The organism is Acinetobacter sp. ABJ_C5_2 (genome assembly GCF_044538485.1).
Classification (GTDB): Bacteria; Pseudomonadota; Gammaproteobacteria; order Pseudomonadales; family Moraxellaceae; genus Acinetobacter; species Acinetobacter nosocomialis_A.
The window spans coordinates 141,184-165,587 of the sequence record NZ_JBIUCS010000004.1 but is presented as its reverse complement, the minus strand read 5'-3'; the positions used below and the strand labels follow the sequence as shown (position 1 = coordinate 165,587).

The window sequence follows — 24,404 nt, the reverse complement described above, 5'->3', positions numbered from 1 at the left end:
ATGACTGATTTACATCGCTTATCAATTCGTGAACTTGCTGAAGGCTTAAGCCAAGCAAAGTTTTCATCTCGCGAATTGACTGAACACTATTTAAAACGTATTGCTAAAATTGACCCACTGGTAAAAAGCTACGTGACGGTTACTCCTGAACAAGCACTTGCTGAAGCCGACGCAGCCGATGCAGCTTTAAAAGCGGGTAATGCAACCGCTTTAACGGGTATTCCACTTGCTCATAAAGATATCTTTTGTACCAAAGGTATTAAAACAACTGCTGGTTCAAAAATATTAGACAACTTCATCTCTCCTTACGATGCAACTGTTGTTGAAAAAACTAAAGCAGCTGGTCTTGTTACTTTAGGTAAAGTGAACATGGATGAGTTTGCGATGGGTTCAACCTCTGAAAGCTCATATGTAGGTGCAACCAGCAACCCATGGGCGCTTGACCACGTTCCTGGTGGATCATCAGGTGGTTCTGCTGCGGCTGTAGCAGCTGATTTAGCACCTTTTGCAACTGGTACTGATACAGGTGGCTCAATTCGCCAACCTGCTTCTTTCTGTGGCTTAACAGGCTTAAAACCAACCTATGGTCGTGTATCTCGCTTCGGGATCATTGCTTATGCATCATCTTTAGACCAAGCAGGTCCAATGGCACGCTCTGCTGAAGACTGTGCTTACCTCATGAATGTAATTGCAGGTCACGATGCAAAAGACTCGACTTCGGTTAAAAAGGAAGTTGATGACTACGTTGCAAATTTAAATGGCGCATCTGTAAAAGGTTTACGCATTGGTATTCCTAAACAGTACTTTAACGTTGCAGGCTTAGATGCAGACGTAAAAGCACGTGTTGAAGAGTCTTTGAAAAAGCTTGAAGAAATGGGTGCTACGCTTGTTGAGATCGATCTCAACATGACTGAAGCTTATGTACCGACGTATTACCTCATTGCGCCAGCAGAAGCATCATCTAACTTATCTCGTTACGATGGCGTTCGTTACGGCTACCGCTGTGAAAACCCAGCAGACTTGATGGATCTTTACAAACGCTCTCGTTCAGAAGGCTTTGGTCCAGAAGTTCAACGTCGTATTTTGATTGGTACATATGCGCTTTCTGCGGGCTATTACGATGCTTACTATGTGAAAGCTCAAAAAGTACGTCGTTTAATTCAACAAGACTTCTTAAAAGCATTTGAAAATGTAGATGTGATTGCGGCTCCTGCTGCTCCAACAACTGCATATAAAATTGGTGCGAACTTAAGTCCAACTGAAATGTATTTAGGCGATATCTATACACTTGCAGTGAACTTAGCAGGCTTACCAGCGATTAATGCTCCTGTTGGTTTTGATAAAGACAGTTTGCCTGTAGGCTTACAGTTGATTGGTAACTATTGGTCAGAATCACAACTGTTGTCGATTGTTCATCAATACCAACAAAACACCGATTTCCATACTCAACGTGCGGCAATTGCTGAGGAGAATGCATAATGGCTGAAGCTCAAAAGTTGAAACTGATTGACGGTTGGGAAGTCGTTATTGGTATCGAGATTCACACTCAGCTTGCAACCAATTCTAAAATTTTCTCTGGTTCATCGACTGAATTTGGTCAAGACCCAAATACACAAGCGAGCCTTGTCGACTTGGCTATGCCGGGTGTACTCCCTGTTTTGAATGAAAAAGTAGTTGATCTTGCTATCCGCTTTGGTTTAGGTATCGATGCCTACATCGATCAAGCTTCTGTGTTTGCACGTAAAAACTACTTCTACCCTGACTCACCAAAAGGCTATCAAATTAGTCAAATGGACAATCCGATTGTGGGCTTGGGTCATATCGACATTCAACTTGAAGATGGTACGACTAAACGTATTGGTGTAACTCGTGCTCACCTTGAAGAAGATGCGGGTAAATCTGTACACGACCAATTTGAAGGCATGTCTGGCATTGACTTAAACCGTGCTGGTACTCCTTTGCTTGAAATCGTTTCTGAACCCGATATGCGTTCGGTTGAAGAAGCTGTTGCTTATATCAAAGCGATTCACACGCTGGTACGTTGGTTAGGTATTTCTGACGGTAACATGGCAGAAGGTTCATTCCGTGCGGACTGTAACGTGTCTTTACGCCGCCCGGGCCAACCGTTTGGTACACGTTGCGAGCTTAAAAACCTCAACTCATTCCGTTTCATTGAGCAAGCGATCAATGTTGAAATTGAACGCCAAATGGAAATTTTGGAATACGGCGGAAGTATCGACCAAGAAACTCGTTTGTTCGATCCAAACAAAATGGAAACGCGTTCAATGCGTTCTAAAGAAGAAGCGAACGATTACCGCTACTTCCCAGATCCAGATTTGTTACCAGTGATTATTGCAGATGAGCAAATCGAAGCTGCTCGCGCTGCTCTCCCAGAGCTTCCTGCCGCACGTCGTGCACGCTTTATCGCAGACTTTGGTGTAACTGAGTACGATGCACATGTACTTACGCTCTCACGCGAAATGGCAGACTTCTATGAAGCTGTTGTGGCTGCTGCTGGCGGTGCGAAGCAAGGTAAAGTATCTGCAAACTGGGTAATGGGCGAATTCTCAGGTGCTTTAAACAAAGCAGGCCTAGATTTGGCTGACTCACCTGTTTCTGCTGAACAGCTTGGTGGCATGATTGCTCGTATTGTTGACAACACCATTAGCGGTAAGATTGCAAAACAAGTCTTTGGCTTTATGTGGGAATCGGAAGGTAAATCTGCCGATGACATTATTGCAGAAAAAGGCTTAAAGCAAGAAACCGACACAGGTGCAATTGAAGCAATCATTAAAGAAGTACTTGCAGCCAATGAAAAAATGGTTGAAGAGTACAAGTCTGGTAAAGAGAAAGCCTTTAACGGTCTTGTTGGTCAAGTCATGAAAGCTTCTAAGGGTAAAGCCAACCCTGCTCAAGTAAATGAATTAATGAAAAAGTTAATTGGTTAAGCCAATCTAGCTTTTAGATAAAAACCCGCTTTAGAGCGGGTTTTTATCTATTTCAAAAACTCAATCAATCCAAAATAATTTTTAAACTAAAACCATTCTGATAGGTTATCCATGACAAATAAATTACTTATTACTGCTTCTTTATTGTTAATAAACTCGACACTTTTTGCTCAAACGGTTCAAGTCCCAAAGAGTGAAGTAGCATCTATTTTTAAAGCTGCAAATTTCAAAAAAACAAAACATGGCTGGAAAGGTAACTGTGATACTGGTGAAATTATCATTTATAAAGATTTAAATGGCGATGGCTATAAAGATGCGGTTATTCAAGATAGTAGCACTATGTGTTATGGCAATACGGGTGTTGGCTATTATATAGTTTCACAGCAAAAAGATGGTCAATGGAAAAAACTATTTAGCGACTCTGGCATTCCCACCTTTTTGAAAACTAAAGGCAAAGATGGCTGGCCTGATATTGAAAATGGGGGAACAGGCTTCTGTTTTCCTATTTATCGATGGAATGGTAAGGAATACACCCTTAACCGTCGTGAATATGAAGGTAAAGCTTGTGAGTTATAAAAATCAGACCCCATAAATTTAAAAGCCTCTATTTATCGAGGCTTTTTTTATATCACTTACGAAACACTCTTCGACTAAAGAATGAGCTTTTTCCTAAAAATCACACTACCGTTATGCTAATTTAAATTAAAAATAGAAATCACTTATATTTTAAAAAGAGGGATAAATCATGTCTAAAAAGATTTTAATGTTAGTCGGTGACTATGCTGAAGACTATGAAACTATGGTTCCATTTCAGTTCTTAACAGGTTTAGGTTATACCGTGCATGCTGTTTGCCCAAATAAAAAGAACGGTGACCATATTGCGACAGCTATTCATGATTTTGAAGGCGAACAAACTTATAGCGAAAAACGAGGCCACAACTTCGCGATTAACTATGATTTTAATGTCATTAATACCGAAGACTATGTAGGCCTAGTCATTCCGGGTGGTCGAGCACCAGAGTATTTACGCATGAATGAACGTGTTGTCGAAATTGTACGTGAGTTCGATCGAGTGAAAAAACCAATTGCAGCCGTATGCCATGGCGCTCAGTTACTCGCAGCGGCTGACATTTTAAAAGGCCGCCTCTGTTCTGCTTATCCAGCATGTGCTGTCGAAGTAAAACTCGCAGGTGGTCAATATGCAGATATTGCTGTAACTGATGCTGTTACAGATGGACATTTGGTGACTGCTCCAGCTTGGCCTGCACATCCAGCTTGGTTAGCTCAATTTGTGAAAGTTTTAGGGGCTACAATTACGATCTAAAGAGATTTCTTTATCCCAAATACAATAAAGCCTGCTCTTAGATAGCAGGCTTTATTACTAAAATAGAAAACTAGATTTTTATCTTGTAATCCCTAATTTATTCCAAATTTCTGGTGTTAAAAACGTCGTCACTAATTTATTTAAATCGATATAACGCAATGTACCTTGTAACTGCTGTTTAACAGCTGGGTCTTTAACAATATCTTCACCAGCACTTTGACCTAACTGTTGGAAAGCTTCTCCAACTGCCTTAACACCTTCTGCCTTAATCACAGCTTTAGTTTGGGTAGAACATTGCTCCACAATCACCCGTTGTAAAACTTGAGCCAGTTTTTGATCTAACTGATCTTTTTGCTCAGGCGTTACATTACTAAATGCTTTTAGATCGGGATGAGCTGCTAAAGCCGTAAATGTCCACTGAAGCACTGTAGTTTTATCTGAAGCTGTTGTCGCTTTAACAAGACAATCACTGAGCTGATCGACCGTTGGACCCGCCATTGCAATTTGTGTTGTGCCTAGTACAGCCGCCGCCACACATATTGAACGACTCAGATGTGAAAACTTATGGCGAGCAATAGCGTAAAGATGACGTGACATAGGTCTAGCTCCAATAAACAATCTGTTCTTTTTATCACAGAGTCACCAAAGTTACCTGTTATGACTCTGTAACTGTAAAATACTTACTTTACGACTGATTCAATACGATCAAGCTCCCACACCCCACCTGCGGCCAAGCCTTTGCACATACCCGTCCACATATCCTTAGTATGCACAAAACTCTTGCCATCCCAGACCCATTCTTCACTTGCCCAACAATCTCCAATACCTCGTCCCTTTTGAGAACTGCTGATCATACCGCTATCGAAATCCGAAGCGGACTCGGTCACAAACGTTGCCTTACCATTTAAAGACTCATCGAGTACCCAAGCTCCATACCCTTCGTTATAAGCCCCTTTCCAACACAATGTAGTCGCCAGAACTTTTTGATTGGTTAATTTATATAGGTCAATTTCTTGTGGTTCAGCTCCATCACTATTACCGCCATAAACGCCTTCACAAAAGCCGTCTTCTTTCGGATTCGGTTTAGCTGCCATCAGGCTACGGTATATTGTTTGGTACTGTTTATTTTTTGGCTGTAAAGTTAAGTAAGGTTTAGTTGCCGTTTTAATACGTTTTACAACTAGTTTTGGTTCAGGCATCAGCACTTGATTTTCATTGGCACTGCCCTTTTTGACTAAAGCACCAACGGTCCCAATACGCTTCTGAAAATCATCCATTTTTAATAACACAGCAGTCATACCTGCATCAGAAATTTTCCATTCATGTTGCGCATTTTTAAATACAATTTCAGTTTTCTGTTTAGACTGCTGCAGTACAGCATTGGCTTGTGAACTAGTTAATTTACCCATAATTGGCAGCTCAGTACCATCTACAGCCACAAGCCCTAAGTCTTTGCCATTGATATAAAAATGGATATTTTTAAGCTGATTTGCAGGCATGCTTTGTTCATAGTCAGACAAAGCAAACTCAACTTGCACAGGTTGTTTTGGCCCTGCTTTACGCGTTATTAAAATTGAAGCTGGATTATCACCATTGTCTTCATTTTGATAGCCAGCAGCCTTACAAGTACCCGTATTACTACAATAGATTTCCCACTCTTGATGAGAAAATGAAATGCCTTTAATATCTTGAGCAAAACTATAAGAACTTATTGCTGCTAAACAGCAAATTGAAAGTATATTTTTCATTTTTCCATATCTCTATAAATCTGTTTTTATTATGAAATTAAAAACAGTTTTCAATTTTGAACTACCTTATAGTTTAAAAGAATATGTTAGATTTATATAAGATTTTAAATTGATTACTTTCTAAAAATGAAAAAATTAAATTTTTTATTATGCACGGCATTGGTAAGTCTCACTTCAACTGCTTATGCAGAAGTAAAAAGCTTTACTCCTCTTTTTCCAAAGTTTGATAGCTCTGATGCAACCCGCAAAGCAGATAATCAGTTCTACAAGCTTGGAGAAGCAAATTTTTTAAACGGCGTTACAGTCCCTTTTTATGGCGTTACTGCACAAAACCCAATGGAGGATGGTTTACTTAAAGATTTTGAAAAATGCACACCTAAAAGCTGCAATTTTAATTTTAAACTCGATACTCAACATGCTAAGCAACTCAAGCTTCTCGCATTACCTGAAATAGGATTAGTACTGGTTCCACGTAACTGGCAAGATGTAGAAGCAAATGCAGGTGCGAATGGAACTGGTTTTGCTTTAGCAATGAGTCCAGATCAAAAACAAGCGATAGAGCTTTATGACTCTTCTTTTTGCGTTGGGTGTGGATTACCAAATGCAACGCTGTATTTTCCTGAACTGTTAAAAGAAAGTGTTGAAAATGAGTTTGGCGGATTCAAAGACCCTAAGAAACTCATTAATATTGTTCATCCCTCAAAAAAAGTGGCTTTTTTTAGTTATCAAATTCCACAAGTGAACAATAAAACGCATGGTATTGCCAAATATCATGATGAGGACACGTTCAACTATAAAGAGATTCAAGTCACCTTAGATAAATCTCAGCAATCATTAGTTGGCCCTATCCTTAATTTTTATAATGCAACTCATTAAATATTTGCACCTATAAAAAAACCCGCTTTCGCGGGTTTTTATTTATTTATGCAATATTGATTCAAAAGCTTTTAAACGCTTGTAAATCGAAAGTAACTCAATAATGGTTTTCCATGAACTAATTAGATATTGGAATGAATCTCTTACTCGACCAAACACATTTGCAATTTGTTGAATTAAACCTAATGTGAGTTTACCAGCAGCTATAGATGGGAAGAGAACAACCAAGTTATATAAAATATCAAGTTGTCCATACCAAATCGCCGTCATATTGAAATAGGCATAATGAAAGTAAAGTCTAAAATAATTTTTACGTACATTACTAAATAACTCACGTAAGGTAGCAGGTTTTGCACGATCAGCATGATCTTCGCCATAAACCAGTTCTTTACGGTAAGCTGCTTCTACTTTTTGATTATTAAATTGCAATCCTGGCAATTTAATACCAACCACCATTAATAAAATGGTACCAAAAATTGACCATACTATTGCAGCCCATACCAAAGAGTGATCTAACTCACCAACAATTGGTAAAACAGTAACGTGTTTAGAAAGTTGAAATAAAATAGGTAAGAAAGCAATCAATGTAATAACAGCTTTTACCAACTCTACCCCTAAATCTTCCAAAATGGTTGCAAAACGCATGGTATCTTCTTGTACACGCTGCGAAGCACCTTCAATATGGCGAAGCTTTTCCCAATGTTCCGTATAGTATTCATTCATTGCCGTACGCCAACGGAATACATAATGACTTGTGAAAAAAGCATTAATGACAGCTAAAGTCACAGCGACCATTGCAATATAAAGAAAAACTAGGGTTTCACTGTATAGTGCAGAGAGATCCCCCCCTCCACTAGAAAGCATTTTTTGAATTAAGTCCCAAAATGGTACATACCATGCATTAATAGCAACACTGGACTGAACAGCAAACCAGATATTAAATAGAATAAATGCTGATCCCCAGATAGACCAACGCTGCCACGGATTATTAGAAACAATTTTCCAAAAACCAGCAAACAATGCTGTTGAGATAAAGAACCAGAGATAAAACCATAAGAAAGCAGGTGACCAGAAGCGACTTACACCAACAGGCAACTCAGCATCTGCATAACCATGAGGAAAGCCTACATACTGCCCCCAGTGTTCTCCCCCTGTATACCAGAGCACCATATTTAGCGCGAGCCAAATAACTACAGATATAAAAAAATACCGTGGAGACGGAAAAAATGATTTGAACATTGAGTGTTTTTATCCCTATATTTCTTCAAATTTGCAATGAAGAGAATACTAAAACCTAAACCTTAAAATTGTGAATGGCAAAGTTTAGAGAATTGTCAGTTTTTCCCATTTCATTGAAGGATTTGATCGTTTTTTTGTAAATTCATCCTTTTTGCAATTTAATCCATTTAAATTGCTTCGTATATGACTCCCTTAAGAGCCATATACGGCTTTTATATCATAGCGATATCTGTGTTTAAATCTCTTCTTTACGAACAATATAACCTTCAAGCTGCATGGCCTGAATTAAAGGCTCCAGATCTGGAGCACTTTTTAACTCGACATCAACACTGACCGCACTTTCTTTGGCACGACTTGTGGCAGCAAAGCGTTCATGGCGCAGTTCGTAAATGTTACCGCCTTGCTCAGCAATAATTGCTGTTAAACGCGCTAAAGCACCCGGATTATCTGGTAATTCAACACGAATACGAACCATACGTCCTGTACGCGTTAAATGACGCTGTAATACGGAAACCATCACTCGTGTATCAATATTACCCCCAGATAAAACAACCCCGACTTTATGACCTAAAAATAGATCTGGTCGAGACATAATTGCAGCGATACCTGTCGCCCCTGCTCCTTCGCACACTGTTTTCTCAATGTTAAGTAACAGCGCAATCGCTTCTTCAATCATGTCTTCAGTGACAACGACAATGTCATCAACGTATTCTTTAGCGACTTGAGTCGTCAGCTCACCCGGAGTTTTAACCGCAATACCTTCAGCTACGGTTGAACCTAAGGAAACCGCAATTTGATAGTTACAAAGCAATTTCGCCATGCTTGGGTAAACCACCGACTGAACCCCGATGACCTTAATTTTAGGATTTATCGATTTTGCTGCAATCGCAATACCAGAAATGAGACCACCACCACCAATAGGAACCACTAATATGTCCAAATCAGGCACGGCACCTAGCATTTCAAGCGCGATAGTACCTTGACCAGCAATAATTTCAGCATCATCAAAAGGATGAATAATGGTTAATGATTCTTCTTGAGCGACACGGTGCATTTCAGCAGCAGCTTCCGAGAAGTCCTGTCCATGCAAAATTACACGTGCACCGTATTCACGTACTCGTTGTACCTTCACATTGGGGGTCGACTTAGGCATGACAATGGTTGCTGTTACGCCTGTACGCTGAGCATGATAAGCAACCCCTTGTGCATGGTTCCCCGCTGAAGCAGCGATTACACCATGTTGCTTTTCTTGTTCAGATAAACTCAAGAGTTTATTCAATGCGCCTCTTTCTTTAAAAGAAGCCGTAAATTGTAGATTTTCAAATTTCAGCCACATTTCTGCCCCTAGGGTTTTAGAAATGGTTTCTGAAAAAACAAAAGGTGTTTTAACCACTAAACCATCTAAACGCTCTGCAGCGGCATGTATATCTTCTAATGTTGGAAACTCATGTTTTACCTGTTGCTGAATCATCTAATTAATCGGCCTCAATACGTTACAAATCAATTATTTTTTTGAAAATAGCATGAATTTCTCATATCTGTCATGAGTAGTTTTCAGCATAGCTCCACTATACAAAATTTTTTGTCAGCACATACAAATCTTTTATTTTTCAACAAAAAAGCCCTTCTCGGGCTTTTATTTAATTTTCATATACTTGCTTATAACTTATTTTGACTGGGCACTTAAACCATCGGTAGAAAGATTCTGTTCAGCTATTTTTTCATCAATTGCAAACTGAATATCAGACAGTTTTGCATTTGCTGCATCTATACCAGCTCTCATGGTTGCTTCACGGCCTTTCACATCAAAAATATGGGCTTTTTCTCTTAAATCCGGTTGAATCACGACATCTGCATATTGAAGTTCTTCAGCAGCTAAACGCCCTTGCATAATATTAATATTCTGGTTAAATAGCCCCCATACATTCGAGGTTTCCGTATAAATCGGTTGAGCTAAAATATCGACAGCAATAATAACATCTGCACCTAAGTCACGAGCGACTTCAACAGGTACTGGACTGACTAAACCGCCATCTACATATTCAGATTTACCAATTTTAGTGGGTATAAACATACTTGGAATTGAAGCAGATGCTCTAACAGCTTGCCCAGTATTGCCATAGTTAAATACGGTTTTTGTACCATGCTTGAGCTCTGTTGCAACCACATACATCGGTATTTTCATTTTTTCGAGCGGCAAGTTATTTACTTGTTGGTTTACATAGTCTTCAACTTTTTTGCCATCAAAAAAACCTTTTAAACCGATACTAATATCACGAACATCGGCCGCTTTCATTTTCAATGCGGTATCGCGCAGTTCATCAGGTGTTTTTCCACTCGCATAAATTGCCCCAACAATACTGCCTGCACTAGTTCCAACAATAAAATCAGGACGAATACCATGCTGCTCTAAAACTTCAATCACGCCGATATGTGCATAACCTCGGGCTCCACCACTACCTAACACTAACGCAACAACTGGTTTTTTATGTTGTTTCTTGAGCTGGGCAAAAGGCTGATCAACAAAACGTGAGTATGCCTCTGCCGTTTGCGGTTTTAAGGCAGACAAGTGTGAGGTGGTCTGGCATCCAGCCAACACCATAGAAAGTCCGAGAACCCACAATTTAAGCTGTTTCATGGCCCATCTTTGCACTATGACGTTAATTTTCGAATTGCAATTTTAGTTGCTCGTTTTGTGAAAAGCTGTAGTGAATTTATTTAATTTGTCATGTTTAAATTTTATACTCAAGTGTTTTTATGCATCATAAAAAAAGCCCCTTATTGCTAAGGGGCTTTTTTGAAAATTACCAAATATCTGAATCGACTTTTTTCTTCAACTCTGGATATTTATTAATTTTAAATTCTGGTTCTTTAATACCTTGTTTTAATTGCTCACGGTAGTCTTTCAACAAAGTACGAGCTACAGGCGTTAAAAGTAAAATTGCGATTAAGTTAATAGTCGCCATGATACCCATAAACAAGTCAGCCATTGACCAAACGAGTGGAACACTACCAATTGCACCGAAGTACACCATCACCAATACAAAAATACGGAAGATGAACATAACTTTCGGGTTGTTATTAATGAACTGTACGTTACTTTCTGCATAAGCATAGTTACCTAATACAGCAGAATAACAGAACAAGAATAATAGAACTGCTAGGAAGTCAGATCCCCAGTGTCCAACTTGAGTCTCTAATGCACGTTGAGTTAATTCAACACCAACAAAGCCAGCATCTTGGTAAACACCAGAAACTAAAATAATGATTGCCGTACTTGTACATACAATAAATGTATCTACGAATACACCAAGCATTTGTACTAAACCTTGGTTTACAGGATGTTTTACATCAGACGCAGCAGCTGCGTTTGGTGCAGAACCCATACCTGCTTCGTTTGAGAACAAACCACGTTTAATACCTTGCATCATTGCCATTGATACGGCAGCACCAAAGAAACCACCTGCCGCAGCATTGAAATGGAAAGCTTCAGTTACAATGAGTTTTAACACATCAGGTAAAATTGCATAGTTGCTTAATGCAATATATAACGCTACAGATAGGTAAAGACCTGCTTTTAAAGGTACGAACATTTCTGCAAATTTAGCGATACGTTTAATACCACCAAAAATTGCCAACGCAACCATAACGACAAGCGCAAGACCAACCCAAGAGATTTCTAAATCAACGCCACCTAAATGAGCAATAAGATTGGCTTTGTCCCAACCCCATGCATGCGAAGATGCATTAGCAATCGCATTGATTTGTACTGAGTTAAATACAAAACCGTAAGTAAAGATTAATGCTAGTGCGAAAACCACACCAAAGGTTTTACTACGTAAACCTTGAGTAATATAGTAAGCCGGTCCACCACGGAATTGTTTGCTCTTGCTGTCTCGAACTTTAAATAGCTGGGCAAGTGTAGACTCAATGAAAGCCGAGCTCATACCAAGAACAGCTGTTACCCACATCCAGAACACTGCACCAGGACCACCAATTGCGATAGCGATTGCTACACCAGCAATGTTACCTACCCCAACACGGCTCGCAAGACCTGTTACAAATGCTTGGAAAGGTGTAAGACCATGCTCATCTTCGCCTTCTGTACGACTGCTTTTCATGACACGAATACTTTGCAAGAACATGCGAATTTGCACTGCACCTGTTAAGACCGTATAAAAAATACCGACAGCCAGCAAGAAAATAACTAGGAAATCCCATAAAGGGTCATTAAAAAATTTTACCCACGACATCAATGTCGCATTGAGTTGTTCATTCATACTCGGTCCGCTTACGTTCTTGCTAATGTGCTATTAGCACAAGCCAAAATACTGCAATAAACAAAAAAGCCCCTAGCAATAGGGACTTTTTCAGTACATTTAAGAAAAAACTTTTAATGTCAATTGAATAGCAATTATCGTCACAAGTTTAAGCAACATGATGCCCAGCACTAAGCCTTTGAAGGTTGCATGAGAGAAAGCATCCTTCAAATAAAATGAATTCATCGCATCACTGAACATAACCCCATTTGGGTGAACAGTATGCATCGACTCGGCTACAAACTTGGAAACTAACAAATGACCACCGCTAAATCAGCTCGCTTAATGATTCCCATCAATTAATCGAGTTACAAAAAATCTGGATTTAAGCCAATAAGCATATTTACATATACTTTTGAGCGAATGTCTAAACTGCATATAAATTTCAAAGACTGTAACAAGCGATCGCTATGACGCGACTATCTGAGCCCCTTTCTTTACAATTAAAGAAGAGTGCGTTGAGATGTGTACCAAGCTGTTGTATTTTTTGTGGCTTAGTCGTTGCGTGAGTTAAGTTCATTTTCATGGTTGCAATGGTAATCGCCAATCCTTGTTTCATGAACTGCTTGTTGATGAGCGGTAAACTCATGTAAAGCTCCTTATACCTCGTGTATTTCTCCACTTCTGCATAAAATCCTTTTTGTAAAAGTATTTTATTATGCAGCTACTACTTTTTCCTAACGTCAGTATGGAGAAATCATACTTGCGTAAAAAATCGGTATTATGCAGAAATTTAAACTTTTGTGTATGTTTTTCATTAAAATTTTATATAAAAATTGGTCGCATTTCATACAAAATCATCCGTTTTGTACTGTTTTTAAACATATTATACCTTTTTTCTAGTTGAATATTTTTCGCTCATCCACTGTTATACTTTTATTTTTATAACTGACGAAGTCACACTATTTTGTCTATTAGAATAGAAAGTGGCATATTCGAATTATCATTGATTAGACATTATGTCTAAACGAATCGACTCATCATACATGTAAGGATATCTCTTTTCTAATATTTTTTGCTTATAAATGCATCTGTTTCAACATATGAAATTAGACTTTTATAAAGCAGTCAATATTGAAAGAAAGGATCAGGAGTACTCATGAATCTGGAACAAGTCCGCCTTGTTGACGAAGCTATTACCTCTCGACTCTCTGTTCGTGCTTTTTTAAATACTCCAATTGAGTCTGAAGTCATTAAAGACATCTTAAAAGTCGCAAGTCGAGCACCTTCTGGGACCAATACTCAACCATGGAAAGTCTATGTAGTGACAGGGCAAAAACGTGATGAAATGGTAGAGCGCGTTTGTGCAGCACAAGTTGAGATTTCTAAAAATCCAGAACTTGCGGAACAATATAAAGAAACCTTTGCCTATTACCCTGAAAAATGGGTTTCACCCTTTATTGATCGTCGCCGCGAAAATGGTTGGGGACTTTATGGTCTACTAGAGATTAAAAAGGGTGAAAAAGAAAAAATGGCTGCACAGCAGTTACGTAATTTCAAACTGTTTGATGCACCAGTCGGGATTTTCTTTACAGTCAATAAAGCAATGGGAATTGGTTCAAAAATGGATATCGCCATGATGATTCAAAATGTCATGGTCGCTGCTAAAGCACGTGGTTTAGATACATGTCCACAGGCAGCATGGAATCATTTCCACCCGATAGTTTTAGATATTTTGGGCGCAGCAGATGATGAAGAGCTGGTATGTGCAGTTGCATTAGGCCATGCCGATCCTGCACACATTGTAAATACATTTATTACACCTAGAGAACCTGTAGAGAATTTCGCAGTCTTTCTAGATTAAGAGTTTCTGAAAACCCCTCTCTTAAAATTATGAGAGAGGTTTGCTTTTTGCCTGTTGTGCTGCTTTTAAAACAACGATGAAACCACTTAAAGTAAATAGCACCATCATCACGCCCATATTAAGTGATGCAGACCAAACTAGAAAGTTAAGCAGCACTCCCCCTAGTAAACCACAAGCAAATTGCATGCTTCCCATGATTGCACTGGCTGTTCCTGCTCGTGCGCCTTGCTTTGACATGGCAAGAGCCATGGCATTGGGTCCTGTTAAACCAATTCCAGAAATCGCTAAAAATAACCCGATCATTACAAGCCATAAAGGTGCCGCAGGAATTAAACCAGCAATTAATACAATGCTTGCCCCTGTCACTTGTACCATTGAACCAGCTCTTAAACGTTTAGTGATTTCAACACGTGTTGTTAAGTGCTTGTTTAAAGATGACATCAACATAATGCCAAAAGCATTCAGCCCAAATACGTAAGCAAACTCTTGCTGATTTAGGCCATACTGGTCCATAAAAACAGCTGGAGCTGAACTGATATAGCAAAATAATGCGGCACCAGTTAAACACCCTGCGAACATAGGTAACCGGAAGCTCGCATCTTTGAAAATAGCACCATATAAGGTAGCCACTTGATATAAAGATAACTTGAGCCTTTTATCGATTGCCAAAGTTTCTTTAAAAAAGAAATATATGCATAACCAGCAGATTGCTCCAACAATTGAAAGTGCAATGAAAATCGCTTGCCACGGAAACCAGATTAAAATCCAAGCTCCAATCATGGGTGCCAAAATAGGTGCTAAACCCATCACGATCATCATGCTAGAAAAAGCTTGTGCCGAACCTTGAACATCTAACCGATCACGTATAGCAGCACGAGCCATAACCACACCTACACAACCACCTAAAGCCTGCAAAATACGCGCTGCTATTAGACTCCATTCATTTGTAGCGAGCACGCAAAACAAGCTTGCAACTGCATAAAGCGCAAGCCCAAAATAAAGTGGTTTCTTTCTTCCGATACGGTCGCTTAAAGGTCCATACACTAATTGACCAATGGCTAAACCAAAAAAATAAGCAGGTAATGTGTTTGCTACCATTTGTGTACTTACCCCAAAATCATGAGCCATTTGAGGCAACGCTGGTAAGTACATATCAATGGATAATGGCCCTAAAGCAGTGAGTAAAGCGAGCAACATAATCCAGCCAATTGAATATTGACGCTGGGCTGTTTGTTCAGACATAACGATATTTCATTTTTCAATCATTTGCATACAGACAAGCTTACACTGTCTATCGTATGATTTGTGCAACATTGGTGTAGAAATACGCAAATCCTTTATCACTCAGGTTGATCAGCAAGGACTTCATTTGAAATCTTGGTTTAAACGCCTAAAAAGAGCGACTTATAACACATCATTTATGTATAACGTGCGGATGCTGATCGCCTTTTCAGGAACTGCATTCGTGCCTTATTTTCTAGGCCATCAATTAGCAACAATTCCCCTTACTTTAGGTGTGGTCGCAGCTGGTTTAAGTGACATCGATGATCGCTTTTCAGTGCGTATCATGAATTTGATTTATACCTATATTGGTTTCTTCATTACCGCAGCTTCCGTACAATTACTTTTCCCTTATCCAATGCTTTTTGCACTAGGACTAATCGCCTCTTGCATTGGCTGGATTTTACTGGGGTCATTAGGCCGCCGTTACGCAACAATCTCTTATGGATGTCTGGTTGTTTCGGTTTATACCATGCTCGGAGTCCATTTATTTGACCAGTGGTATATACAGCCAGCGCTTTTGGTCGCGGGTGCAGCATGGTACGGGCTTATTGCAACCATTAGCTTTTTATTATTTCCGGTTCGTCAGCTTCAAGACAAACTTGCCGCGTCTTATGCTTCACTAGGCGACTTTCTATTTGCTAAATCTAATTTATTTGATGTTGATATGACTCCTGCGAGTTATCAGCAGAGCATGATTGATCTTTCATTAGAAAATGGCAAATTAATAACAATTTTTAATGATCTTAAAACCGCCCTTTTAACCCGTTTAAAAGGTGACCGTGGACAAAAAGGTACTCGCCGTAGCTTACATTATTACTTTGTTGCACAAGATATTCATGAACGTGCAGACTCTGCCCATATTGACTATCAAAAGTTAGCCAAAATTTTTCAGCACAGTGATATTTTATTTAGATTTCAGCGTATTTTGGCGATTCAAGGTAAAGCTTGCCAAGAGCTAAATGAATGTATTTTACAGCGCAAACCATATATCCATAACAAACGCTTTAAGCAAAGTTTTGAGAACTTACGCTTATCTTTAGTAAAGTTAAGAAATGATCAACAGTATGACTTACTCTGGGTAAATGCACTTTTCGCCTTATACCGAAATTTGAAGTCTATCGACTCACAATTACTCAACTTAGAAACGGAACAGCACATTCAGTCTGATAAAGTTAAACAGGCTGAAAACCAACTCAAAGATGATGATTTAAAGGGTTGGAATGATATTGTTGTTCGAATTAAACAAAATCTAACACCTGAATCTGTGCTGTTTCGTCATGCCATTCGAGTATCGATTGTTCTTTTCATTGGATATGTATTTATTCAAACCACTCGGATCGAATATGGCTACTGGATTATGCTGACTGCACTATTTGTTAGCCAACCTAACTTTAACGCGACCAAGCGCCGCCTACGTTTGCGTATAGTTGGAACACTGGTCGGCATTATTGTCGGTCTTAGTGTGGTGTTTCTAGTCCCTTCTGTGGAAGGGCAATTAGTCATGCTGATCTTAAGCGGCGTACTATTTTTCGAGTTACGTAGTAAGCAATATGCCCAAGCAACCGCTTTCATCACAATTTTGGCATTAATTAACTTTAACTTAGATGGCTCGGCAGTCGCTGCGGCTATTCCTAGATTTGTTGATACCTTAATTGGATGTGCTTTAGCATGGTTTGGTGTCACCTTTATTTGGCCTGACTGGAAGTTCCGCCGCCTACCGCGCAGTATTCGACGCTCCTTACAAGCACAATGTAATTATTTAGCGGAAGTGGTAAAGCAATACCATGAAGGACATAACCATGCGCTTAATTATCGTATTGTTCGCCGTGCCGCCCATAATACCGATGCTGAGGTCGCTTCACTCATTTCAACTTTAGCCACTGAGCCAGATTTTGACCCTACCCGCAAGTCAGATATATTTGAATTTCTATGTCTCAATCATACATTTTTAAGTTATATCGCAGCACTTGGAGCACATCGGGAAAAGATTCAAGATCAAGCGGTTCTTAAAGTTCTAGATCAAGCGTTAGACGACATACAAGGTGCGCTATTAAGAGATGAAATGCCTGATCTTACAGCACAAAACATGCTAAAAACGATACGTCAGCGTCTAAGCCAAAATGATGAAGATGACCAGAAATCACTCATTATTTTACAGCAGTTATCACTGATGCTGAGTGTTTTAAATCGATTTAGTATGTTGAAACAACGACTAAGTCATGATCTTGATAATGATGCCAGTGAACTCGCATCATTATAAATTTGAGTCGGAATTTAGTATGAAATTGGCATAATATCCTTTCCTGACTTATGCCAATTAATGCTAAACTTAAAACAGTTTACAATTTGTTATTTGCACTATGACCGCGAAAACTTTATATGCTTATACGCTTCAGCCAGTTCCTTACGAGGTAACAGAAGCTGAACAACGTAATGCACAGCTTCTTATCTGGCGCAGCACCAATAAAATCAGCACAAAAATCTGGGCAATTATGGGCGTAATTTTAGCCCTTGCGATTTTAGGTCTTATTTTTATTAAGAACTACTCTACAGTGATTTGCTGGGTTGCCATTGTTGGTGTAGTGCTTTATTACCTTGGCCGCACATATGGTTTGGAATGGTACGTGAAGCGTAAGATGAATGAATTTCCTGTACAGGAAATTAAAGGCATTCGCTTAGGTGTACAACCTCACGGTATCGTAATGCGCCAGCAAATGGGATTACAAGAAGGCGTTGGAACTATTGGATGGAAAAACATCTATGAATGGTACAACACCCCTGACTTTATTTTAGTTAACTTTAAAGTAAAAGATCCTAAGGGCCAAGAACAGCAAGGTGCGTATATCTTGCCTAAACGCATGGACTCTAAAAACTTTTCTTTCAATACAATTCGTAAGCATTTGAAAGAAACTGTAGGTGAACCAAAAACTTTATAAGTTCACCTCATTAAAAAACCTCCTTTACAGGAGGTTTTTTATTATGCTAAAAATAAATGATAATGAAAATTAATATTATCTCCAAAATCCATACTATCTACTCAATCTTCGGCTATACTCCGTTACAAGATCTCCATCATATTCACATTTTTCGACCATGTTTAAAAAGTTTTTATTTCAAATTCATTGGTTTATGGGTATTAGTGCTGGCCTCATCTTATCAATTATGGGTGTTACAGGCGCAATTTATTCTTATGATCAACAAATTTTAAAATGGGTAAATACAGATAGTTATGTTGTGCAAGCAGAAAGCTCACCTAAGCTTACCCCTGCTCAGCTTTATCAGCATTTCACAACAACCCAGCCTGAAATTAAAATTAATAGCATTACCATAGCCAAAGATCCTACCGCCTCATCTGTTGTAAACATTGAAAAAGAAGGCGAACGACGTGGCTACAATATGATGGTTAACCCTTATACAGCAAAGGTATTGCCTGATATTAAAGGCCGCGAGTTACTTCTATTAATACAACAAATTCACCGTAACTTAACTGCTGGTGAGTTCGGTAAACAAATTACTGGTGCTTGTGCCCTCATGCTCATTTATTTTGTCTTGAGCGGATTATATTTACGTTGGCCAAAGAAACACTCTGCACGTCAATGGCTTGCTGTTAAACCCAAACTTAAAGGTCGAAATTTTATTTGGGATTTACACGCTGTCGTAGGCACATGGGTTATTGTTTTTTATCTTCTTTTTGCGTGTACAGGTTTATATTGGTCGTATGACTGGTGGCGTAGCGGCATGTTCAAAGTACTAGGTGTAGAACAACCTAAAATGCAAGGACATGGCGGAGCTGGACGTAATAAAGACAAATCTTCTGAAGCTAAATTAGATAGCACTCAGCTAATTACTGCCCTCAACCAGACTTGGAGCGGCTTTAACAATAAAATCGGACGCGACTATTCAACTTTAACAGTGAATTTACCGAAAAAAGATGATGGAAAATTAGAATTAACTTTTGTTGATGCAACACCACAACATGAACGTGCACGTAACCAAGCTGTCTATAACTATAAAACTGCCAGTATTGAAAAGATGGAGCTTTATGAAGATAAAAAGCTTAATCAAAAAATCATGAGTAGCATGTTACCCGTACACCGTGGTAGCTTTTTTGGTCCGGTTTATCAATTTGTAGCAATGCTTGCGTCTTTAGCAATGCCTTTGTTCTTTGTTACCGGATGGATGCTTTACCTAAAACGTCGTAAACAGAAAAAATTAACACAAGCTGCTCGCCAATCTTTAGCTGGTCACTACATTGATCAAAATGCTAAACCTTGGTTAATTACTTATGCCACCCAAACAGGAGTTGCAGAGCAACTCGCATGGAGTACCGCAACTAGCTTACAAGAAGCACATCAACCTGTTCAGGTTAAATCTATACAACAGTTAACTGAAGCAGATTTACAACAGCATGAACAAATTCTTTTTGTGATCAGTACTTATGGTACTGGAGAGGCACCAGATTTAGCTTCGAGTTTTGCTAAAAAGCTATTAAAAACGCAATTAGAGCTCAAACATCTCAGATATGCTGTGTTAGCTTTAGGCTCGAAAGAATATCCAGATACTTATTGTAGTTTTGGTCACACTGTAGATGCGTGGCTTAAAAACAATGGAGCTGAAGCCTACTTTGATACGATTGAAGTCGATAATGCAAATCCAGCACATATTCAAAACTGGAATCAAGCTCTTACAAAAGCAACTAAACTAGATTTGCATGCTGTTAATCTTGAAAAAGTATTTGACACTTGGACATTACAACAACGTGATTTACTCAACCCAAATAGTCTAGGGCAACCCGCTTACAATATTGAACTTACTGCCAATCATGAAGCTGTATGGCAAGCGGGAGATATTGCTGAAATACAACCAGGTAATAGTCCTGAACGTATTAATGAGTTTTTACAACACCACCATATTCTTAGAAATGCAGTAGTAGACTCGCTACAAATTTCTATTGAAAAGGCGCTTTGGAATAAAGATTTAACGGGTGAAATTGAACCGTTTGCTAATCTGGATCACTTATTAGAACAGCTCCCTACCCTACCAACGCGGGAATATTCAATTGCTAGCATTCCTTCTCAGCAAGTGCTTCGTTTGGTTGTTCGCCAGCAATCCGATGAATCTGGTGATTTAGGGTTAGGATCTGGCTGGCTGACTCAATACACAGAAATTAATCAGAGTATTGCATTACGTATTCGCACCAATGAATCTTTTCACTTGATCGATGATAATCGTCCAATTATCTGTATCGGCAATGGAACGGGAATCGCAGGTTTAATGAGTTTACTTCATACGCGAACTCGTCATAACTATACTGAAAATTGGCTTATTTTTGGTGAACGCCAACGAACTCATGATTTCTTCTATGCATCAACTATTGAAGCTTGGCAAACAATGGGAATGTTAAAGCGACTTGATTTGGCATTCTCACGTGATCAAGAACAACGTATATATGTTCAAGATTTAATAAGAGAAAATGCAGCGGAATTGGTCAACTGGATTGAGCGCGGTGCAGTTCTTTATGTTTGTGGAAGTATTGAAGGAATGGCTAGCGGAGTAGATCAAGCGCTTATTGATATTTTAGGTGAAGAACAAGTGGATGAGCTAAGACAACAAGGTCGTTATCGCCGTGATGTTTATTAAATTTTAATAAATAATAAAGCCGAGTAATAGCTAAAAATGCTTTACTCGGCTTTTTATTGCAATCAGCATTGAATTAGTAATGATTTTGCATACACTGTCTGCAATTTAAATTGCAACTTTAAACACAATGCAAGTCAGTAAGTGGATTCGGATTTTCTTAGCCATCATTGGTTCGATTTTATTTTTGGACGGCTTATTTCTAGCTTTTCTAAATAAAATTCATGTAGGCACAATTGTTCCTTTAATCTTAGGGGCATTTTTCTGCCTCTATGCATTATTTTATTATCATCTGGAACGTTTTTTCTTTTATCACTATCGACTGCATTCAGTTTGGCGTTTTGGATGGCTATGTCTTTGGATCTGGTTAATCGGCTTAGGCTATTTTTTTAATTTTATTAAAGAAAATAAAGATACAGGTCAAAATATTCCCGCTGTGAAAGCAATTATTGTTTTAGGTAGTGGTGTAGAAAATGGTCAACCTTCTGCCATTCTTGCAAAACGCCTTGATACAGCAGCCCCTGTTGCCCTTTCGCAACCTCAAGCGAAAGTTGTTTTAACAGGTGGTTTAGACTTTTCAGAAAAAGAACCCGAAGCATTAGTCATGTCTCGTTACTTGGAACAACGTTTTCATATAGCAAAAGACCGAATGATTCTTGAAGACAAAAGCACAAGTACTGAACTTAACCTTAGAAACAGCAAACCATTACTTGAACAGAGTCATATTAGTATTGATCAACCTATTGCGATTGTTACAAGTGACTTCCATACCCCACGGGCTGCAGCTATTGCAAAGAAACAAGGCTATACCCAGGTTTATACAGTTGCTGCTGAAACGCCTTTGGTCACCCGCTATAACGCTTGGCTACGTGAATACTTTGCGTATGCGAGTGGCTGGATTCTAAACGAGTATTAATCTTGGTTCAGAAAGCTGCTATTGCTTTACGGCATGGCAGCTTTAGTTAAACCAGATAGTAATCATAATTTAAAGTAATAAAATCTGAACTTAAAAAATTAAGCATAGAAAGGATAGGTTTTGACTAACAATAGAAGAGATAAAATAGATAGATAAGAAATAGGAATAGCAGAAACGCCAAAAACACTAAATAAATTAGTGCATATTTTTTAAAACTTAAAAAATTATGGTGGGCGCTGACGGGATCGAACCGCCGACATTCTGCTTGTAAGGCAGACGCTCTACCAACTGAGCTAAGCGCCCTGATTGAAAAAGACAACAAACGAAGTCTTTATACATTACATCCTCTAGATCAGGGAATCAAGAGAATGGCGCAGCGGACGGGGCTCGAACCCGCGACCCCCGGCGTGACAGGCCGGTATTCTAACCAACTGAACTACCGCTGCACTTGCAATACTTTAAAAATAAAGCATGGTCACAAATTATGGTGGGCGCTGACGGGATCGAACCGCCGACATTCTGCTTGTAAGGCAGACGCTCTACCAACTGAGCTAAGCGCCCTGCAAAAGCGTTTTATAAAAGTGGCGCAGCGGACGGGGCTCGAACCCGCGACCCCCGGCGTGACAGGCCGGTATTCTAACCAACTGAACTACCGCTGCACTTTCACAATATCGCAATTGTGGGGTAAACGATGTTAAGTCTTAAGTGGCGCAGCGGACGGGGCTCGAACCCGCGACCCCCGGCGTGACAGGCCGGTATTCTAACCAACTGAACTACCGCTGCACTTGAGAGCTTAACGTAAAGGCTTGGTGGGCGCTGACGGGATCGAACCGCCGACATTCTGCTTGTAAGGCAGACGCTCTACCAACTGAGCTAAGCGCCCTTAACGTCTTCATCGTTTGTGAGGTGCATTATAGAGAATCTTTAACAGGTGTCAAACGCTTTTCGACAACTTTTCAAAAAAATGCGAATGAATGATTAAAAATAAGTCATTATTAAGTAAAAAACAATTTTTTGTATTTTATTTAAGCACTTATTTTAATATTTTGATCATTCGACGAATAAAACAAGAATGTTTAAAAACAGAATTTAGGTTAAAGATTGTTCAGACAAATAAACAAGAGCATCTTCAGGGACTAAATCAAACAATTCAATGATTTCATCATTACGCATTCGAATACATCCATGTGACATTGGAACACCCATCGGTTCTTTATCAGGTGTACCATGAATATAGATATAACGTTGCATAGTGTCGTGCCCATCTCCTTTGTTAAAGCCCTCTTCTAAACCATCTAACCAAAGAATGCGTGACAATATCCAATCTCTTTCTGGAAATTGTGTAGCGAGTTCACTGCTATAGACTTCGCCTGTTGGCTTACGTGCAATAAAAACTGCATTTTTAGGGGACTGCATACCAAATTTCTGGGCAACACGATGCCATCCACGTGGAGTTTTGCCGGTATTTTCTTGTTCCCCTATTCCATTCTTACCTGTAGAAACCACGTAAAACTTATTATGTTTAGGGAGGCTTAAAGTTTGGTTTGCTAAATCGATAAGAATATCTGCATTTTCAAGTTTAAATTGGGACATGGAATTTCTTCTCTTATATAAACTCAACTCTATTTTGAGCTTTAATAAAAATTAATGGGAAACTTGTCATACATCGCAAGTAAAAGATTATTAATGCTCTTTTATCTACGCGCAGTTTCACTGCTTGTCTTGCGCCAAAATTAAAAGATTATCAATCTTCTTTTATCTACGCGCAGTTTCACTGCTTGTCTTGAGCCAAAATTAAAAGATTATCAATCTTCTTTTATCTACGCGCAGTTTCACTGCTTGTCTTGCGCCAAAATTAAAAGATTATCAATCTTTTAATTTTGGCTCAGGGCGTAGCCATAACCAAATTGCAACAACGAGCATGGTAGTATCAGTGAAAACTTTCACCCAAAATGGCGCAGAGGTAAACAGCATTAAAATACCACTTGCGGTCATCATAATGCTTGCAATCCATTTTGCCTTACGTGGTACCGTACCATTGGCTCGCCAGTCACGTAGAGTTGGTCCATATTTTGGATGATTTAATAGCCATGCATCCATCTGAGGCCATCCTTTTGAGGCAGCCCAAGCAGCCAGAATAAGAAACACTGTTGTCGGCATGCCTGGTAAAATTGCTCCAATAATACCAAGCGTGATAAAAATCACGACCAGAGTTCGCCAAAACAATGTTCGCATATATAAACCTTAAGCTATTGTTGATCGTAGTATAAAGTGTTTTTCTGGTATTGTTTTGTTGATCGACCATGAAA

The 24,404-nt window shown here is 39.1% G+C and carries 21 protein-coding genes and 6 tRNA genes; 10 read left to right on the top strand and 17 right to left on the bottom strand.

What is annotated here, in order from left to right; translation table 11 throughout:
• From gatA to ACH8JV_RS07665, 4 genes are all read left to right on the top strand, one after another.
• A complete protein-coding gene (gene gatA, locus ACH8JV_RS07680) occupies positions 1-1,479 on the top strand; it encodes an Asp-tRNA(Asn)/Glu-tRNA(Gln) amidotransferase subunit GatA (protein ID WP_288420189.1) in 1,479 nt (492 codons plus the stop codon).
• Complete coding sequence (gatB, locus tag ACH8JV_RS07675) at positions 1,479-2,948, top strand: Asp-tRNA(Asn)/Glu-tRNA(Gln) amidotransferase subunit GatB (RefSeq protein WP_000796643.1); 1,470 nt, start codon at positions 1,479-1,481, stop codon at positions 2,946-2,948. The genes gatA and gatB overlap by 1 nt, the downstream gene beginning before the upstream one ends.
• 111 nt (positions 2,949-3,059) lie before the next feature.
• On the top strand, positions 3,060-3,524 hold the full coding sequence (locus tag ACH8JV_RS07670) for a hypothetical protein (protein WP_114270221.1): 465 nt from the start codon (positions 3,060-3,062) through the stop codon (positions 3,522-3,524).
• A gap of 169 nt (positions 3,525-3,693) precedes the next feature.
• Positions 3,694-4,272, top strand: a complete 579-nt coding sequence (locus tag ACH8JV_RS07665) for a DJ-1/PfpI family protein (RefSeq protein ID WP_396520527.1) — start codon at positions 3,694-3,696, stop codon at positions 4,270-4,272.
• Between the two features lie 78 nt (positions 4,273-4,350).
• Here ACH8JV_RS07665 and ACH8JV_RS07660 read toward each other — a convergent pair whose 3' ends face one another.
• The gene (locus ACH8JV_RS07660; protein WP_004705802.1) at positions 4,351-4,869 is read right to left on the bottom strand and encodes a hypothetical protein; all 519 of its coding nucleotides are present in this window, start codon (positions 4,867-4,869) and stop codon (positions 4,351-4,353) included.
• Between the two features lie 83 nt (positions 4,870-4,952).
• On the bottom strand, positions 4,953-6,020 hold the full coding sequence (locus ACH8JV_RS07655; RefSeq protein WP_396520525.1) for a DUF1176 domain-containing protein: 1,068 nt from the start codon (positions 6,018-6,020) through the stop codon (positions 4,953-4,955).
• 126 nt (positions 6,021-6,146) lie between these two features.
• Here ACH8JV_RS07655 and ACH8JV_RS07650 point away from each other — a divergent pair, with 126 nt between their 5' ends.
• Positions 6,147-6,896, top strand: a complete 750-nt coding sequence (locus tag ACH8JV_RS07650; RefSeq protein ID WP_396520523.1) for a DUF4850 domain-containing protein — start codon at positions 6,147-6,149, stop codon at positions 6,894-6,896.
• A 42-nt stretch (positions 6,897-6,938) separates the two neighbouring features.
• On the opposite strand, the gene sbmA is transcribed toward ACH8JV_RS07650, so the two are convergent.
• From sbmA to ACH8JV_RS07620, 6 genes are all read right to left on the bottom strand, one after another.
• Positions 6,939-8,135 carry a peptide antibiotic transporter SbmA gene (gene sbmA, locus ACH8JV_RS07645; protein ID WP_212510950.1) on the bottom strand — a complete coding sequence of 399 codons (1,197 nt, stop codon included), beginning with the start codon at positions 8,133-8,135 and terminating at the stop codon, positions 6,939-6,941.
• A gap of 235 nt (positions 8,136-8,370) precedes the next feature.
• Positions 8,371-9,606 (bottom strand): threonine ammonia-lyase, encoded by a 1,236-nt coding sequence (locus ACH8JV_RS07640; RefSeq protein WP_087606030.1) that lies wholly within the window; start codon positions 9,604-9,606, stop codon positions 8,371-8,373.
• 195 nt (positions 9,607-9,801) lie between these two features.
• Positions 9,802-10,773: a patatin-like phospholipase family protein gene (locus tag ACH8JV_RS07635; RefSeq protein ID WP_311070031.1), complete on the bottom strand. Its 972-nt coding sequence runs from the start codon at positions 10,771-10,773 to the stop codon at positions 9,802-9,804.
• 166 nt (positions 10,774-10,939) lie between these two features.
• Positions 10,940-12,415 carry a sodium:alanine symporter family protein gene (locus ACH8JV_RS07630; RefSeq protein WP_263614501.1) on the bottom strand — a complete coding sequence of 492 codons (1,476 nt, stop codon included), beginning with the start codon at positions 12,413-12,415 and terminating at the stop codon, positions 10,940-10,942.
• 99 nt (positions 12,416-12,514) lie between these two features.
• Entirely contained in the window at positions 12,515-12,655 is a 141-nt protein-coding gene (locus ACH8JV_RS07625) for a hypothetical protein (protein ID WP_396520605.1), read from the bottom strand.
• Positions 12,656-12,839: 184 nt separating this feature from the next.
• On the bottom strand, positions 12,840-13,043 hold the full coding sequence (locus ACH8JV_RS07620) for a hypothetical protein (protein ID WP_311070030.1): 204 nt from the start codon (positions 13,041-13,043) through the stop codon (positions 12,840-12,842).
• Positions 13,044-13,553: 510 nt separating this feature from the next.
• Here ACH8JV_RS07620 and ACH8JV_RS07615 point away from each other — a divergent pair.
• A complete protein-coding gene (locus ACH8JV_RS07615; protein WP_396520521.1) occupies positions 13,554-14,258 on the top strand; it encodes a nitroreductase in 705 nt (234 codons plus the stop codon).
• A 27-nt stretch (positions 14,259-14,285) separates the two neighbouring features.
• On the opposite strand, the gene ACH8JV_RS07610 is transcribed toward ACH8JV_RS07615, so the two are convergent.
• Positions 14,286-15,500, bottom strand: coding sequence for a multidrug effflux MFS transporter (locus tag ACH8JV_RS07610; protein ID WP_396520519.1), 1,215 nt, complete (start codon positions 15,498-15,500; stop codon positions 14,286-14,288).
• A 127-nt stretch (positions 15,501-15,627) separates the two neighbouring features.
• Here ACH8JV_RS07610 and yccS point away from each other — a divergent pair, with 127 nt between their 5' ends.
• The 4 genes from yccS to ACH8JV_RS07590 all read left to right on the top strand — a co-directional run bounded on the left by yccS (position 15,628) and on the right by ACH8JV_RS07590 (position 22,095).
• Complete coding sequence (gene yccS, locus ACH8JV_RS07605; protein WP_396520517.1) at positions 15,628-17,802, top strand: YccS family putative transporter; 2,175 nt, start codon at positions 15,628-15,630, stop codon at positions 17,800-17,802.
• 100 nt (positions 17,803-17,902) lie between these two features.
• Positions 17,903-18,478 carry an SdpI family protein gene (locus tag ACH8JV_RS07600; RefSeq protein ID WP_002051565.1) on the top strand — a complete coding sequence of 192 codons (576 nt, stop codon included), beginning with the start codon at positions 17,903-17,905 and terminating at the stop codon, positions 18,476-18,478.
• A 157-nt stretch (positions 18,479-18,635) separates the two neighbouring features.
• Positions 18,636-21,182: a PepSY domain-containing protein gene (locus ACH8JV_RS07595; protein ID WP_396520515.1), complete on the top strand. Its 2,547-nt coding sequence runs from the start codon at positions 18,636-18,638 to the stop codon at positions 21,180-21,182.
• A gap of 127 nt (positions 21,183-21,309) precedes the next feature.
• Entirely contained in the window at positions 21,310-22,095 is a 786-nt protein-coding gene (locus ACH8JV_RS07590; RefSeq protein ID WP_396520513.1) for a YdcF family protein, read from the top strand.
• Positions 22,096-22,322: 227 nt separating this feature from the next.
• On the opposite strand, the gene ACH8JV_RS07585 is transcribed toward ACH8JV_RS07590, so the two are convergent.
• The 8 genes from ACH8JV_RS07585 to ACH8JV_RS07550 form a co-directional block, all read right to left on the bottom strand.
• Positions 22,323-22,398: transfer RNA gene (locus ACH8JV_RS07585), tRNA-Val, on the bottom strand.
• Positions 22,399-22,464: 66 nt separating this feature from the next.
• Positions 22,465-22,541, bottom strand: a tRNA-Asp gene (locus tag ACH8JV_RS07580).
• Between the two features lie 39 nt (positions 22,542-22,580).
• Positions 22,581-22,656, bottom strand: a tRNA-Val gene (locus tag ACH8JV_RS07575).
• Positions 22,657-22,677: 21 nt separating this feature from the next.
• Positions 22,678-22,754, bottom strand: a tRNA-Asp gene (locus ACH8JV_RS07570).
• 47 nt (positions 22,755-22,801) lie between these two features.
• Positions 22,802-22,878: transfer RNA gene (locus ACH8JV_RS07565), tRNA-Asp, on the bottom strand.
• A gap of 24 nt (positions 22,879-22,902) precedes the next feature.
• Positions 22,903-22,978: transfer RNA gene (locus ACH8JV_RS07560), tRNA-Val, on the bottom strand.
• A gap of 206 nt (positions 22,979-23,184) precedes the next feature.
• The gene (gene elsL / locus ACH8JV_RS07555; RefSeq protein ID WP_396481189.1) at positions 23,185-23,688 is read right to left on the bottom strand and encodes a cell wall-recycling L,D-carboxypeptidase ElsL; all 504 of its coding nucleotides are present in this window, start codon (positions 23,686-23,688) and stop codon (positions 23,185-23,187) included.
• Between the two features lie 273 nt (positions 23,689-23,961).
• The gene (locus ACH8JV_RS07550) at positions 23,962-24,330 is read right to left on the bottom strand and encodes a YbaN family protein (protein WP_002051275.1); all 369 of its coding nucleotides are present in this window, start codon (positions 24,328-24,330) and stop codon (positions 23,962-23,964) included.
• Positions 24,331-24,404 lie beyond the last annotated feature (74 nt).